The sequence below is a fragment of the Streptomyces sp. NPDC054863 genome (assembly GCF_053610825.1).
Window position 1 is genome coordinate 1 of the sequence record NZ_JBSGZD010000198.1, and the last position, 14,655, is coordinate 14,655.

14 protein-coding genes are annotated in these 14,655 nt (G+C 69.5%); 13 read left to right on the top strand and 1 reads right to left on the bottom strand.

From position 1 onward, the window contains the following. Positions 1 to 8 precede the first annotated feature (8 nt). The gene (bldD, locus tag ACWGIG_RS27390) at positions 9 to 509 is read right to left on the bottom strand and encodes a transcriptional regulator BldD (protein ID WP_453324345.1); all 501 of its coding nucleotides are present in this window, start codon (positions 507 to 509) and stop codon (positions 9 to 11) included. A 207-nt stretch (positions 510 to 716) separates the two neighbouring features. On the opposite strand from bldD, the gene pyrR reads away from it, so the two are divergent. The 13 genes from pyrR to metK form a co-directional block, all read left to right on the top strand. After that, the gene (gene pyrR, locus ACWGIG_RS27395) at positions 717 to 1,319 is read left to right on the top strand and encodes a bifunctional pyr operon transcriptional regulator/uracil phosphoribosyltransferase PyrR (RefSeq protein ID WP_453324346.1); all 603 of its coding nucleotides are present in this window, start codon (positions 717 to 719) and stop codon (positions 1,317 to 1,319) included. Between the two features lie 97 nt (positions 1,320 to 1,416). Further along, on the top strand, positions 1,417 to 2,400 hold the full coding sequence (locus tag ACWGIG_RS27400) for an aspartate carbamoyltransferase catalytic subunit (protein WP_453324356.1): 984 nt from the start codon (positions 1,417 to 1,419) through the stop codon (positions 2,398 to 2,400). Positions 2,401 to 2,402: 2 nt separating this feature from the next. Next, positions 2,403 to 3,689, top strand: a complete 1,287-nt coding sequence (locus ACWGIG_RS27405; protein WP_453324347.1) for a dihydroorotase — start codon at positions 2,403 to 2,405, stop codon at positions 3,687 to 3,689. Next, positions 3,686 to 4,261: a PH-like domain-containing protein gene (locus tag ACWGIG_RS27410; protein ID WP_453324348.1), complete on the top strand. Its 576-nt coding sequence runs from the start codon at positions 3,686 to 3,688 to the stop codon at positions 4,259 to 4,261. Before ACWGIG_RS27405 ends, ACWGIG_RS27410 begins: the two co-directional genes overlap by 4 nt. Next, positions 4,258 to 5,394, top strand: coding sequence for a glutamine-hydrolyzing carbamoyl-phosphate synthase small subunit (carA, locus tag ACWGIG_RS27415; RefSeq protein ID WP_453324349.1), 1,137 nt, complete (start codon positions 4,258 to 4,260; stop codon positions 5,392 to 5,394). The genes ACWGIG_RS27410 and carA overlap by 4 nt, the downstream gene beginning before the upstream one ends. Then, positions 5,387 to 8,701 (top strand): carbamoyl-phosphate synthase large subunit, encoded by a 3,315-nt coding sequence (carB, locus tag ACWGIG_RS27420; protein WP_453324350.1) that lies wholly within the window; start codon positions 5,387 to 5,389, stop codon positions 8,699 to 8,701. Before carA ends, carB begins: the two co-directional genes overlap by 8 nt. Positions 8,702 to 8,773: 72 nt before the next feature. After that, positions 8,774 to 9,883, top strand: a complete 1,110-nt coding sequence (locus ACWGIG_RS27425; protein WP_453324351.1) for a quinone-dependent dihydroorotate dehydrogenase — start codon at positions 8,774 to 8,776, stop codon at positions 9,881 to 9,883. Next, positions 9,880 to 10,719 (top strand): orotidine-5'-phosphate decarboxylase, encoded by an 840-nt coding sequence (gene pyrF, locus ACWGIG_RS27430; protein WP_453324352.1) that lies wholly within the window; start codon positions 9,880 to 9,882, stop codon positions 10,717 to 10,719. The genes ACWGIG_RS27425 and pyrF overlap by 4 nt, the downstream gene beginning before the upstream one ends. Before the next feature lie 256 nt (positions 10,720 to 10,975). Continuing rightward, positions 10,976 to 11,299 carry an integration host factor gene (locus tag ACWGIG_RS27435; RefSeq protein ID WP_014157387.1) on the top strand — a complete coding sequence of 108 codons (324 nt, stop codon included), beginning with the start codon at positions 10,976 to 10,978 and terminating at the stop codon, positions 11,297 to 11,299. Positions 11,300 to 11,358: 59 nt separating this feature from the next. Beyond that, positions 11,359 to 11,952, top strand: a complete 594-nt coding sequence (gene gmk / locus ACWGIG_RS27440) for a guanylate kinase (RefSeq protein ID WP_453324353.1) — start codon at positions 11,359 to 11,361, stop codon at positions 11,950 to 11,952. A gap of 82 nt (positions 11,953 to 12,034) precedes the next feature. Beyond that, positions 12,035 to 12,307 carry a DNA-directed RNA polymerase subunit omega gene (rpoZ, locus tag ACWGIG_RS27445; RefSeq protein WP_028814064.1) on the top strand — a complete coding sequence of 91 codons (273 nt, stop codon included), beginning with the start codon at positions 12,035 to 12,037 and terminating at the stop codon, positions 12,305 to 12,307. Between the two features lie 99 nt (positions 12,308 to 12,406). Beyond that, positions 12,407 to 13,630: a bifunctional phosphopantothenoylcysteine decarboxylase/phosphopantothenate--cysteine ligase CoaBC gene (gene coaBC / locus ACWGIG_RS27450; protein ID WP_453324354.1), complete on the top strand. Its 1,224-nt coding sequence runs from the start codon at positions 12,407 to 12,409 to the stop codon at positions 13,628 to 13,630. Between the two features lie 250 nt (positions 13,631 to 13,880). Next, a partial coding sequence (gene metK, locus ACWGIG_RS27455) for a methionine adenosyltransferase (RefSeq protein ID WP_453324355.1) occupies positions 13,881 to 14,655 on the top strand: 775 nt, incomplete at its 3' end.

A 14,655-nucleotide genomic window follows, 5' to 3' on the forward strand; every position in this document is an offset into this window, starting at 1 on the left:
GGCCTGGATCAGATCTCTTCGTGGCCGACGGCGCGACGCGCGTCCGCGTCCAGGACGCCCCAGCTGATGAGCTGTTCGGTCAGGACCGACGGCGACTGGTCGTAGATCACGGCCAGGGTGCGCAGGTCGTCCTGACGGATCGACAGCACCTTGCCGTTGTAGTCGCCGCGCTGCGACTGGATCGTGGCCGCGTACCGCTGGAGCGGGCCGGCCTTCTCCGCAGGAACGTGCGCGAGACGCTCCAGGTCGAGACGGAGCTTCGGCGGCGGCTCGGCGGCCCCGCCGGGCGTCGTACCGGGCAGGAGTTCCTGCACGGGGACCCCGTAGAAGTCCGCCAGCTCGGCGAGGCGCTGCACGGTCACGGCACGGTCGCCGCGCTCGTACGAACCCACCACGACCGCCTTCCAACGGCCCTGGGACTTCTCCTCGACACCGTGGAGGGAAAGGCCCTGCTGGGTGCGGATCGCCCGGAGCTTGGCCCCGAGCTGCTTGGCGTATTCGCTGGACATAAAGCTCCCCGGACGCTGGAACATTGCGGCTCCGCCGCGTGGCTGGTAACTCACTGTGAGGTTACGCAGCGTTACTTGGATGCGTCAAGCCGAACGGGTGGGAGCCCCGGGAGAGAAGGGATCCGAGCCCCCTGGTACCGTGGAACACGTACATCCGACGTCCTTTAAGAACCGTCCTGTGAGGCGGAGAAGGAGGTCCGTTTCATTATGGACACCAGCGACATTGCAAGCACGGGCAATACCGGCAATTCAGATGGAGCGCGGGCCGTTCTCGAAGGCCCCGACATCGCACGGGTTCTGACCCGTATCGCGCACGAAATCGTCGAACGCGCCAAGGGCGCCGACGACGTGGTTCTCCTCGGCATTCCGACCCGCGGTGTTTTCCTCGCCCGCAGGCTCGCCGCCAAGCTCGAAGAGATCACCGGCCGCCCGATGCCGGTCGGCTCCCTCGACATCACCATGTACCGCGACGACCTGCGGATGCGCCCCGCGCGCGCCCTGGCCCGTACGGAAATCCCCGGTGACGGCCTCGAAGGACGCCTGGTCGTCCTCGTCGACGACGTGCTCTTCTCCGGCCGGACCATCCGCGCCGCCCTCGACGCACTGGGCGACCTCGGCCGCCCGCGCGCGGTCCAGCTCGCGGTCCTCGTCGACCGCGGCCACCGCGAACTGCCGATCCGTGCCGACTACGTCGGCAAGAACCTCCCCACGTCGCTGCGGGAGACGGTCAAGGTCCTGCTGGCCGAGGAGGACGGTCGCGACACCGTGCTGCTCGGCCTCCAGCAGACCGCCCCGGCCGAGAGCAAGTAGCTCCCCCTCCTCCGTGCGGCCCGTGATCCGGGTCGTACGGATGCTGCTGCCTGCTCGTACGCCTTCCTCACCTCCGTACACCTGGAGAGAACCCAAGATGATGCGCCACCTCATCTCGGCCGCCGACCTCACCCGCGACGACGCCGTCCTGATCCTCGACACCGCCGAGGAGATGGCCCGGGTCGCGGACCGGCCGATAAAGAAGCTGCCCACCCTGCGCGGCCGGACCGTCGTCAACCTCTTCTTCGAGGACTCGACGCGGACCCGGATCTCCTTCGAGGCGGCCGAGAAGCGGCTGTCCGCCGACGTCATCAACTTCACCGCCAAGGGGTCGTCCGTATCCAAGGGCGAGTCCTTGAAGGACACCGCGCAGACGCTGGAGGCGATGGGCGTCGACGCCGTCGTCATCCGGCACGGCGCGAGCGGCGCCCCGTACCGCCTCGCGACCTCCGACTGGATCGACGCGACCGTCATCAACGCCGGCGACGGCACGCACCAGCACCCCACGCAGGCGCTGCTCGACGCCTTCACGATGCGGCGGCGGCTGGTCGGCCGGGACGCAGGGCTCGGCCAGGACCTGGAGGGCAAGCGGATCACGCTGGTCGGCGACGTGCTGCACAGCCGGGTCGCCCGCTCCAACGTCGACCTGCTGCACACCCTCGGCGCCGAGGTCACCCTCGTCGCGCCGCCCACCCTGCTGCCGATCGGCGTCGAGCACTGGCCCGCCCACGTCTCGTACGACATCGACAGCGTGCTCGCCAAGTCCGACGCGGTGATGATGCTCCGCGTCCAGCGCGAGCGCATGAACGCGGCCTTCTTCCCCACCGAGCGCGAGTACTCGCGGCGGTACGGGCTGAACGGCGAGCGGATGGCGAAGATGCCCGAGCACGCCATCGTCATGCACCCCGGCCCGATGGTCCGCGGCATGGAGATCACCGCCGAGGTCGCCGACTCCGACCGGTGCACGGTCATCGAGCAGGTCGCCAACGGGGTCTCCGTGCGGATGGCCGTCCTCTATCTGCTTCTGGGCGGGAACGAATCCGCCGCCCCCAGCAACACTCGTACCGAGGAGAGCAAGTAACCATGAGCAAGACCCTGATCCGTGGTGCGAAGGTGCTGGGCGGCGAGGTCCAGGACGTCCTGATCGACGGCGAGAGCATCGAGGCGGTCGGAACCGGCCTCCGGGCCGAGGGCGCCGAGGTGATCGAGGCCGACGGCAAGATCCTGCTGCCGGGCCTCGTCGACCTGCACACCCACCTGCGCGAGCCGGGCCGCGAGGACTCCGAGACCGTGCTGACCGGCACCCGCGCCGCCGCCTCCGGCGGTTACACCGCCGTCTTCGCCATGGCCAACACCTTCCCGGTCGCCGACACCGCCGGTGTCGTCGAGCAGGTCTGGCGGCTCGGCAAGGAATCCGGCTACTGCGACGTGCAGCCCATCGGCGCCGTCACCGTCGGCCTGGAGGGCAAGCAGCTCGCCGAACTCGGCGCGATGCACGACTCGGCCGCCGGGGTGAAGGTCTTCTCCGACGACGGCAAGTGCGTGGACGACGCCGTGATCATGCGGCGCGCGCTGGAGTACGTGAAGGCCTTCGGCGGCGTCGTCGCCCAGCACGCCCAGGAGCCCCGCCTCACCGAGGGCGCCCAGATGAACGAGGGCACCGTGTCCTCGGAGCTCGGCCTCGGCGGCTGGCCCGCCGTCGCCGAGGAATCGATCATCGCGCGTGACGTGCTGCTCGCCGAGCACGTCGGCTCGCGGGTGCACATCTGCCACCTGTCGACCGCGGGATCGGTCGAGATCGTACGGTGGGCCAAGTCGCGCGGCATCGACGTGACTGCGGAGGTCACGCCGCACCACCTGCTGCTCACGGACGAGCTGGTCCGCTCGTACAACCCGGTCTACAAGGTGAACCCGCCGCTGCGCACCGAGAAGGACGTCATGGCGCTGCGCGAGGCGCTCGCCGACGGCACGATCGACATCGTCGCCACCGACCACGCCCCGCACCCGCACGAGGACAAGGACTGCGAGTGGGCCGCCGCCGCCATGGGCATGGTGGGCCTGGAGACCGCGCTGTCCGTCGTCCAGCAGACGATGGTGGAGACGGGACTGCTCGACTGGGCGGGCGTCGCCGACCGGATGTCCTTCGCCCCGGCCGGCATCGGCCGCCTGGCGGGCCACGGCCGTCCGGTCGCCGCGGGGGAGCCCGCGAACCTGACCCTGGTCGACGCCGCTTACCGTGGACAGGTGGACCCCGCGGGCTTCGCCTCCCGCAGCCGCAACACCCCGTACGAGGGCCGTGAGCTGCCGGGACGCGTCACCCACACCTTCCTGCGGGGCCGGGCAACGGTCGTGGACGGGAAACTCGCGTGACATCTCTCATTACGTTGGCAGCCGAGGCCGAGCAGAAGTCGGCCGAGGTGACGAACTGGTCCGGGCGGATCGGCTGGGTCGTCGGCCTCGCACTCTTCGTCGCCCTCGTCTACTGGCTGATGCGCCAGGGCTGGAAGTGGCGCGCCACCCTCCAGTCGGACCTGCCCGAGCTCCCCGAATCGCCGTCGGAGCCTGGTGCGGCCAAGCTGAGGATGAGCGGTCGCTACCACGGCTCCACGACCGCCGGTCAGTGGCTCGACCGGATCGTGGCCCACGGTCTGGGCACGCGCAGCCGGGCCGAGCTCACCCTGACCGACCAGGGCCTGGTGGTCGTACGCCCCGGGGCGGACGACTTCTTCGTCCCGGCCGCGCAGCTCGTCGAGGCCCGCCTCGACAAGGGCATCGCGGGCAAGGTCCTCGCGGAGGGCGGCCTGCTGGTCGTCACCTGGGAGCACGGCGGCAAGCGACTCGACTCAGGCTTCCGCTCCGACTCGGCGGCCGAGCACGCGGCCTGGGTCGAGGCCATCAACTCCATGAACACAGTCAGCACTACGGAAGGCACCGCACGATGACGATCTCCACCCGGGGAGCCGGCAAGGCTCCCGCCGTACTCGTCCTGGAGGACGGCCGCAGCTTCCGCGGCCGTGCCTACGGGGCCGTGGGGGAGACCTTCGGCGAGGCGGTGTTCAACACCGGCATGACCGGCTACCAGGAGACCCTCACCGATCCCTCGTACCACCGTCAGGTCGTCGTGATGACCGCCCCGCACGTGGGCAACACCGGCGTCAACGACGAGGACGACGAGTCGGCGAAGATCTGGGTGGCGGGCTACGTCGTCCGCGACCCCGCCCGCGTCCCGTCCAACTGGCGCGCGCAGCGCTCCCTGGACGACGAGCTGGTCGAGCAGGGCGTCGTCGGGATCTCCGGCATCGACACCCGGGCGCTCACCCGCCACCTGCGCGAGCGCGGCGCCATGCGCGTCGGCGTCTTCTCCGGCGAGGCACTGGCCGACGAGGCCACACTGCTGGCCCGCGTGCTGGAGGCCCCCCAGATGAAGGGCGCCGACCTGTCCGCGGAGGTCGCCACCAAGGAGACGTACGTCGTCCCCGCGGTCGGTGAGAAGCGCTTCACCGTCGCCGCCATCGACCTCGGCATCAAGGGCATGACCCCCCGCCTGATGGCCGAGCGCGGCATCGAGGTCCACGTGATGCCCGCCACGGCGAGCGCCGAGGACCTGTACGCCGTGAACCCCGACGGCGTCTTCCTCTCCAACGGCCCGGGCGACCCGTCGACCGTGGACCTGACCGTCATCAAGGCGGTCCTCGAACGCAGGACCCCGCTCTTCGGCATCTGCTTCGGCAACCAGATCCTCGGCCGCGCGCTGGGCTTCGGCACGTACAAGCTGAAGTACGGCCACCGCGGCATCAACCAGCCCGTGCAGGACCGCACCACGGGCAAGGTCGAGGTCACCGCGCACAACCACGGATTCGCCGTCGACGCACCGCTCGACAAGGTCTCCGACACCCCCTACGGCCGCGCCGAGGTCTCCCACGTGTGCCTCAACGACAACGTGGTGGAGGGCCTCCAGCTCCTCGACCAGCCGGCCTTCAGCGTCCAGTACCACCCCGAGGCAGCAGCGGGTCCGCACGACGCCGCGTACCTGTTCGACCGCTTCGTCACTCTCATGGAGGGCCCGCGTGCCTAAGCGCACCGATATCCAGTCCGTCCTGGTCATCGGTTCAGGACCGATCGTCATCGGCCAGGCCGCGGAGTTCGACTACTCCGGCACCCAGGCCTGCCGCATCCTCAAGGCCGAGGGCCTGCGGGTCATCCTGGTCAACTCCAACCCGGCGACGATCATGACCGACCCGGAGATCGCCGACGCCACCTACGTCGAGCCGATCACCCCGGAGTACGTCGAGAAGATCATCGCGAAGGAGCGCCCCGACGCGCTGCTCCCGACCCTCGGCGGCCAGACCGCGCTCAACACCGCGATCTCCATGCACGAGCAGGGTGTGCTGGAGAAGTACGGCGTGGAGCTGATCGGCGCCAACGTCGAGGCCATCAACAAGGGCGAGGACCGCGAGCTCTTCAAGGGCGTCGTCGAGGCAGTCAAGGCCAAGATCGGCTACGGCGAGTCCGCCCGCTCGGTCATCTGCCACACGATGGACGACGTCATCGCGGGCGTCGACACCCTCGGCGGCTACCCCGTCGTCGTCCGCCCCTCCTTCACCATGGGCGGCGCGGGCTCCGGCTTCGCGCACGACGAGGAGGAGCTGCGCCGCATCGCGGGCCAGGGCCTCACGCTCTCCCCGACCACCGAGGTGCTCCTGGAGGAGTCCATCCTCGGCTGGAAGGAGTACGAGCTGGAGCTGATGCGCGACAAGCACGACAACGTCGTGGTCGTCTGCTCCATCGAGAACTTCGACCCGATGGGCGTCCACACCGGCGACTCCATCACCGTCGCCCCGGCGATGACGCTGACCGACCGCGAGTACCAGCGGCTCCGCGACATCGGCATCGCGATCATCCGCGAGGTCGGCGTCGACACCGGCGGCTGCAACATCCAGTTCGCGATCGACCCGACCGACGGCCGGATCATCGTCATCGAGATGAACCCGCGCGTGTCCCGTTCGTCCGCCCTGGCGTCGAAGGCGACCGGCTTCCCGATCGCGAAGATCGCTGCCCGTCTCGCCGTCGGCTACACGCTGGACGAGATCCCGAACGACATCACCGAGAAGACCCCGGCCTCCTTCGAGCCCTCCCTCGACTACGTCGTCGTCAAGGTCCCGCGCTTCGCCTTCGAGAAGTTCCCGGCCGCCGACGCCACCCTCACCACCACCATGAAGTCGGTGGGCGAGGCCATGGCGATCGGCCGCAACTTCACCGAGGCGCTCAACAAGGCGCTGCGCTCGCTGGAGAAGAAGGGCTCGCAGTTCACCTTCGTCGGCGAGATCGGCGACAAGGCCGAACTCCTGGAGATCTCCAAGGTCCCCACCGACGGCCGCATCAACACCGTCATGCAGGCCATCCGGGCCGGCGCCACCCAGGAGGAGATCTTCGACGCCACGAAGATCGACCCCTGGTTCGTCGACCAGCTGTTCCTGATCAAGGAGTACGCGGACGAGCTCGCGGCAGCCGACAAGCTCGACCCCGACCTGCTCGCGGAAGCAAAGCGGCACGGCTTCTCGGACGTCCAGATCGCCGAGATCCGCGGCCTGCGTGAGGACGTCGTCCGAGAGGTCAGGCACGCGCTCGGGGTCCGCCCGGTCTACAAGACGGTCGACACCTGCGCCGCCGAGTTCGCCGCCAGGACGCCGTACTTCTACTCCTCGTACGACGAGGAGAGCGAGGTCGCGCCGCGCGAGAAGCCCGCCGTGATCATCCTGGGCTCCGGCCCGAACCGCATCGGCCAGGGCATCGAGTTCGACTACTCCTGCGTCCACGCCTCCTTCGCGCTGAGCGACGCGGGCTACGAGACCGTGATGGTCAACTGCAACCCGGAGACCGTCTCCACGGACTACGACACCTCCGACCGCCTGTACTTCGAGCCGCTCACGCTCGAAGACGTGCTGGAGATCGTGCACGCGGAGTCCCTCGCGGGCCCGATCGCCGGTGTCATCGTCCAGCTCGGCGGCCAGACCCCCCTCGGTCTCGCCCAGGCGCTCAAGGACAACGGCGTCCCCGTCGTCGGCACACCGCCCGAGGCCATCCACGCCGCCGAGGACCGCGGCGCGTTCGGCCGGGTGCTCGCCGAGGCGGGCCTGCCCGCCCCCAAGCACGGCACCGCGACGACCTTCTCCGAGGCCAAGGCCATCGCCGACGAGATCGGCTACCCCGTCCTCGTACGCCCGTCGTACGTGCTCGGCGGCCGGGGCATGGAGATCGTCTACGACGAGACCCGCCTCTCCTCCTACATCGAGGAGTCGACCGAGATCAGCCCCTCGCGGCCGGTCCTCGTCGACCGTTTCCTCGACGACGCCATCGAGATCGACGTCGACGCCCTCTACGACGGCACCGAGCTCTACCTCGGCGGCGTCATGGAGCACATCGAGGAAGCCGGCATCCACTCCGGCGACTCCGCCTGCGCGCTGCCCCCGATCACCCTCGGCGGCCACGACATAAAGCGCCTGCGGATCTCGACGGAGGCCATCGCCAAGGGCGTCGGCGTCCGCGGACTGATCAACATCCAGTTCGCCATGGCCGGGGACATCCTGTACGTCCTCGAAGCGAACCCGCGCGCCTCGCGCACCGTCCCCTTCACCTCGAAGGCGACCGCGGTGCCGCTCGCGAAGGCCGCCGCCCGCATCTCGCTGGGCGCCACCGTCGCCGAACTGCGCGCCGAGGGCATGCTGCCGAAGACCGGCGACGGCGGCACACTGCCGCCCGACGCACCGATCTCCGTCAAGGAGGCCGTGATGCCGTGGAGCCGCTTCCGCGACATGCACGGACGCGGCGTCGACACGGTCCTCGGTCCGGAGATGCGCTCCACCGGCGAAGTTATGGGCATCGACTCGGTCTTCGGCACGGCGTACGCCAAGTCGCAGGCCGGCGCGTACGGTCCGCTGCCGACGAAGGGCCGCACCTTCATCTCGGTCGCCAACCGCGACAAGCGCTCGATGATCTTCCCGGCACGTGAACTCGTCGCCCACGGCTTCGAGCTGCTGGCCACCTCGGGCACGGCGGAGGTGCTGAAGCGCAACGGCATCAACGCCACCGTCGTGCGCAAGCAGTCCGAGGGCGAGGGTCCGAACGGCGAGAAGACCATCGTCCAGCTCATCCACGACGGTGAGGTCGACCTCATCATCAACACCCCGTACGGCACGGGCGGCCGCCTCGACGGCTACGAGATCCGTACGGCTGCGGTGTCCCGCTCCGTGCCCTGCCTCACCACGGTCCAGGCGCTCGCCGCCGCCGTGCAGGGCATCGACGCGCTCAACCGCGGTGATGTCGGGGTCCGTTCACTCCAGGAACACGCGGAGCATCTGACCGCGGCCCGCGAGGACAGCTGAGAACGAGGGGGACACCGGAAACGGTGTCCCCCTCTTCGCGAGCCCACCCGTACTTCCCGAAGGCAGTCACCCATGTACAAGTTGCTCTTCCGCCTCGTCTTCCAGCGGATGGACCCCGAGAAGGCCCACCACCTGGCCTTCCGCTGGATCCGGCTGGCCGCCCGCGTGCCCGTCCTGCGCACCTTCGTCGCCGCCGTCCTCGCGCCCCGGTACAAGGAGCTGCGCACCGAGGCCCTCGGCCTGCGCATGCACGGCCCGTTCGGCCTCGCCGCCGGCTTCGACAAGAACGCCGTCGCCATCGACGGCATGACGATGCTCGGCTTCGACCACATCGAGATCGGCACCGTCACCGCCCAGCCGCAGCCCGGCAACCCCAAGAAGCGCCTCTTCCGCCTCGTCGCGGACCGCGCGCTCATCAACCGCATGGGCTTCAACAACGAGGGCTCCGAGGCCGTGGCCGCCCGCCTGGCGGCCCGTAACCCCGTCTTCAAGGGAACGGTCGGCGTCAACATCGGCAAGACCAAGGTGGTCCCGGAGGAAGAAGCGGTCGGCGACTACGTCACCTCCACCGAGCGCCTCGCCGCCCACGCGGACTACCTCGTCGTCAACGTGTCCTCGCCGAACACCCCGGGCCTGCGCAACCTCCAGGCCACGGAGTCGCTGCGTCCGCTCCTCACCGCCGTACGGGAGGCCGCCGACCGCACCGTCACCGGCCGCCGCGTCCCGCTCCTGGTCAAGATCGCCCCGGACCTCGCGGACGAGGACGTCGACGCCGTCGCCGACCTGGCCCTGGAGCTCGGCCTGGACGGCATCATCGCCACCAACACCACCATCGCCCGCGAGTCCCTCGGGCTGAAGTCCTCCCCGGACCTCTACCGGGAGACCGGCGGCCTCTCCGGCGCCCCCGTCAAGGCGCGCTCCCTGGAGGTCCTGCGCCGTCTGTACGCCCGCGTGGGCGACGAACTCACCCTCGTCGGGGTGGGCGGCATCGAGAACGCCGAGGACGCCTGGCAGCGCATCCTCGCCGGCGCCACCCTCGTCCAGGGCTACAGCGCCTTCATCTACGAAGGCCCGTTCTACGCCCGCGCGATCCACCAGGGCCTGGCCGCGCGCCTCGCGAGCAGCCCGTACAAGACCCTCGCCGAGGCCGTCGGCGCAGACACCAGGAAGGCCGCCGCATGACTGTGATCCCCTTCGGCACCCGGCTCCGCAGCGCCATGGACACCCGCGGCCCCCTCTGCGTCGGCATCGACCCGCACGCCTCGCTCCTGAACGCCTGGGGCCTGGGCGACGACATCCAGGGACTGGAGAGCTTCACGCGCACCGTCGTGGAGGCGCTCGCCGACCGGGTGGCCGTCCTCAAGCCGCAGTCCGCGTTCTTCGAGCGGTTCGGCTCGCGCGGCATCGCCGTACTGGAGAAGGCCGTCGAGGAGGCCAGGGCCGCCGGGGCCCTGGTCCTGATGGACGCCAAGCGCGGCGACATCGGCTCCACCATGGGCGCGTACGCCGCCACCTACCTCGACCCCGCCTCCCCGCTCTTCTCCGACGCGGTCACCGTCTCCCCGTACCTCGGCTTCGGCTCGCTGCGCCCCGCGCTCGACCTCGCCAGGGAGAACGGGGCCGGAGTCTTCGTCCTCGCCCTCACCTCCAACCCGGAGGGCGCCGAGGTCCAGCGCGCCACGGCGGCCGACGGCCGCTCCCTCGCCCAGCTGATGCTCGACCACATGGCCGCCGAGAACGCGGGCGCCGACCCGATGGGCTCCGTCGGCGCGGTCGTCGGCGCGACCCTCGGCGACGCGGGCGCGAACCTCGCGATCAACGGCCCGCTGCTCGCCCCCGGCATCGGCGCGCAGGGCGCGACGCCGGCCGACCTTCCCGGAGTCTTCGGTTCCGCGGTCGGCAACGTCGTACCGAGCGTCAGCCGGGGCGTACTGCGCCACGGACCCGACCGCGCCGGACTGCGGGACTCGGCCCAGCGCTTCGCGGACGAGGTGCGCGAGGCCGTTTCGGGAGCGTGAACACCCGGCCGGGAGCGGCCGGGGCGTGATGTTGACGAATTCCTGACCCAAATCCAGGGTGTTATGGGGTAAATGTCCCGCTCGTCTGAGGCTGACCAGGACTTTTAGTCCGTTCTCACTGACGGGAGCGGCCATGCCCGCTAGTCTCCGACGAGAGCAAACACACAGCTCCACCGTGTGCCGCTCACCGAGTGCGGAGCCATCGGCTTCCGCACCGGTCCGTATCCGACAGTTCGACATCCGAGGTGACGTAGGCGTGGCTCTTCCGCCCCTTACCCCTGAACAGCGCGCAGCCGCGCTCGAAAAGGCCGCCGCGGCTCGCCGGGAGCGGGCCGAGGTCAAGAATCGACTCAAGCACTCCGGCGCTTCCCTCCACGAGGTCATCAAGCAGGGCCAGGAGAACGACGTCATCGGGAAGATGAAGGTCTCCGCCCTCCTGGAGTCCCTGCCCGGCGTGGGCAAGGTCCGCGCCAAGCAGATCATGGAGCGGCTCGGCATTTCCGAGAGCCGCCGGGTGCGTGGTCTCGGCTCCAACCAGATCGCATCCCTGGAGCGTGAATTCGGCGGCAGCGCTGCCTGAGCGCCCCCGTCGGAGGTCCGGCGTTCCCGGCACCCCCGGGAAGCTGGAATAATCGCTCCATGGCTGCAACATCCCGGGGGACGTCCCCCGCACCCCCGGACGTACGTCCGCGGCTGACCGTGCTCTCCGGCCCCTCCGGGGTCGGTAAGAGCACGGTCGTGTCGCACATGCGCAAGGTCCACCCCGAGGTCTGGCTCTCCGTCTCGGCCACCACCCGCAAGCCGCGTCCCGGCGAGCGCAACGGTGTCCAGTACTTCTTCGTCACGGACGAGGAGTTCGACAAGCTGATCGCCAACGGCGAACTGCTGGAGTGGGCCGAGTTCGCGGGCAACCGCTACGGCACCCCGCGCGAGGCCGTCTCCAAGCGTCTGGAGGCGGGCGAACTCGTGCTCCTGGAGATCGACCTCCAGGGCGCACGCCAGGTCAAGGAGTCGCAGGCCGACTCCCAACTGGTCTTCCTCGCCCCGCCGAGCTGGGACGAACTGGTCCGCCGCCTCACCGGCCGCGGCACCGAGTCGCCCGAGGTCATCGAGCGACGACTGGCCGCCGCCAAGATCGAACTCGCCGCCGAGGCCGAGTTCGACACCACCCTTGTCAACACCTCCGTCGAGGACGTAGCACGTGAGCTGCTAACGTTGATGGAAGTTGTCTGATCTTTGTCCATTTTTTCGGGCGCCCCAGAAGACCGGTAAGTCCGGGAAGCCGGGTATCCCGGAAGTTTTCGGAAGGTAGAGCGTGTCCTCTTCCATTTCCACGCCCGAGGGCATCATCAACCCGCCGATCGATGAGCTGCTTGAGGCTACGGACTCCAAGTACAGCCTCGTGATCTACGCGGCCAAGCGCGCGCGTCAGATCAACGCGTACTACTCCCAGCTCGGCGAAGGCCTGCTGGAGTACGTCGGTCCGCTGGTGGACACCCACGTCCACGAGAAGCCGCTCTCGATCGCCCTGCGTGAGATCAACGCGGGTCTGCTGACGTCGGAGGCCATTGAGGGCCCGGCGCAGTAAGCGTTTCAGCACCTTCACCACAGGCCCGACGGCTCGTCCGTCGGGCCTGTGGTGTGTGATGGGTCCGTACGAATCCATTGAGCGCGGGGAGCCCCAACCGTGGAGAAGCAGGTCAAGCCGAAGGTCGTCCTGGGAGTCAGCGGGGGCATCGCCGCCTACAAGGCGTGCGAGCTGCTGCGTCGGCTGACCGAGTCCGGCCATGACGTACGGGTCGTACCGACCGAGGCGTCGCTGCACTTCGTGGGCGCGGCCACCTGGTCGGCGCTGTCCGGCAACCCGGTCTCCACCGAGGTCTGGGACTCCGTCCACGAGGTTCCGCACGTACGCATCGGCCAGCACGCCGACCTCGTCGTCGTCGCCCCGGCCACCGCCGACATGCTCGCCAAGGCGGCGCACGGCCTCGCCGACGACCTCCTCACCAACACGCTCCTCACCGCCCGCTGTCCGGTGCTCTTCGCCCCCGCGATGCACACCGAGATGTGGGAGCACCCGGCCACCCAGGAGAACGTGGCGACGCTGCGCCGCCGGGGCGCCGTCGTCCTGGAGCCCGCCGTCGGCCGCCTGACCGGCGTCGACACCGGCAAGGGGCGCTTCCCCGACCCGGTCGAGATCTTCGAGACGTGCCGCAGGGTGCTGGCGCGCGGGGTGGGCGAGGCCGACCTCTCCGGCCGCCACGTGGTCATCAGCGCGGGCGGCACCCGCGAGCCGCTGGACCCGGTCCGCTACCTGGGCAACCGTTCCTCCGGAAAGCAGGGGTACGCCCTCGCGCGCACCGCCCTCGCCCGTGGCGCCCGCGTCACGCTCATCGAGGCGAACACCGGTCTGCCCGACCCGGCCGGCGCCGACATCGTGCGCGTCGGGACCGCCGTGCAGCTGCGGGAAGCCGTCCTCAAGGCCGCGGCGGACGCCGACGCGGTGGTGATGGCGGCCGCCGTCGCGGACTTCCGCCCCGAGACGTACGCCACAGGCAAGATCAAGAAGAAGGACGGCGAGGAACCCGCGCCGGTCGCGCTGGTCCGCAATCCGGACATCCTCGCCGAGGTCGCGGGCGGCGGTACCGGGGAGCGGCTGCGCCCGGGACAGGTCGTCGTCGGATTCGCCGCCGAGACCGACGACGTACTCGCCAACGGGCGCAAGAAGCTCCTGCGCAAGGGCTGTGACCTGCTCGTCGTCAATGAGGTGGGAGAGCGCAAGACCTTCGGTTCCGAGGAGAACGAAGCGGTCGTGCTCGCCGCGGACGGGGCGGAGACCCCGGTGCCGTACGGGCCGAAGGAAACTCTCGCCGACGTCGTGTGGGACTTGATTGTCCCTCGGCTCAGGTAGATCGTTCTCGGCCCTTTTCAGTTGATTTGAGGGTAAGGAATCCCGTCAAGACGGGATTTTTTACCCCTGGCGTCGCTCACTTTCCGTACTGCACAATGCAGTGCCGCGGATCACACACCGGCAATTCGGTGAGACACGTGGTCCAGCAGGCAAGAGCGACCGATAAAGTGGAAGCGGATCGACGCCGGGCGCAGCTCCCGGCCGATTCACCAATGATCAGCCAGCAGCCGCTGCAACCCCAGGGAGCGTTGTGTCCCGTCGTCTCTTCACCTCGGAGTCTGTGACCGAGGGCCACCCCGACAAGATCGCTGACCAGATCAGCGACACGATCCTCGACGCGCTCCTGCGGGAGGACCCGACATCCCGGGTCGCCGTGGAGACCCTGATCACGACGGGCCTCGTGCACGTCGCGGGTGAGGTCACCACGAAGGCGTACGCGCCGATCGCGCAGCTCGTGCGCGAGAAGATCCTCGACATCGGCTACGACTCCTCGAAGAAGGGCTTCGACGGCGCCTCCTGTGGCGTCTCGGTGTCCATCGGCGCGCAGTCCCCGGACATCGCGCAGGGCGTCGACACCGCGTACGAGAAGCGGGTCGAGGGCGACGAGGACGAGCTCGACAAGCAGGGCGCGGGCGACCAGGGCCTGATGTTCGGCTACGCGTGCGACGAGACCCCGGAGCTGATGCCGCTCCCGATCCACCTCGCGCACCGCCTGTCGCGCCGTCTGTCCGAGGTCCGCAAGAACGGGACGATCCCGTACCTGCGCCCCGACGGCAAGACCCAGGTCACCATCGAGTACGACGGCGACAAGGCCGTCCGCCTCGACACGGTCGTCGTCTCCTCGCAGCACGCGTCGGACATCGACCTGGAGTCCCTCCTCGCGCCCGACATCCGCGAGTTCGTCGTCGAGCACGTCCTCAAGCAGCTCGTCGAGGACGGCATCAAGCTGGACACCGAGGGCTACCGCCTCCTCGTCAACCCGACGGGGCGTTTCGAGATCGGCGGCCCGATGGGCGACGCCGGCC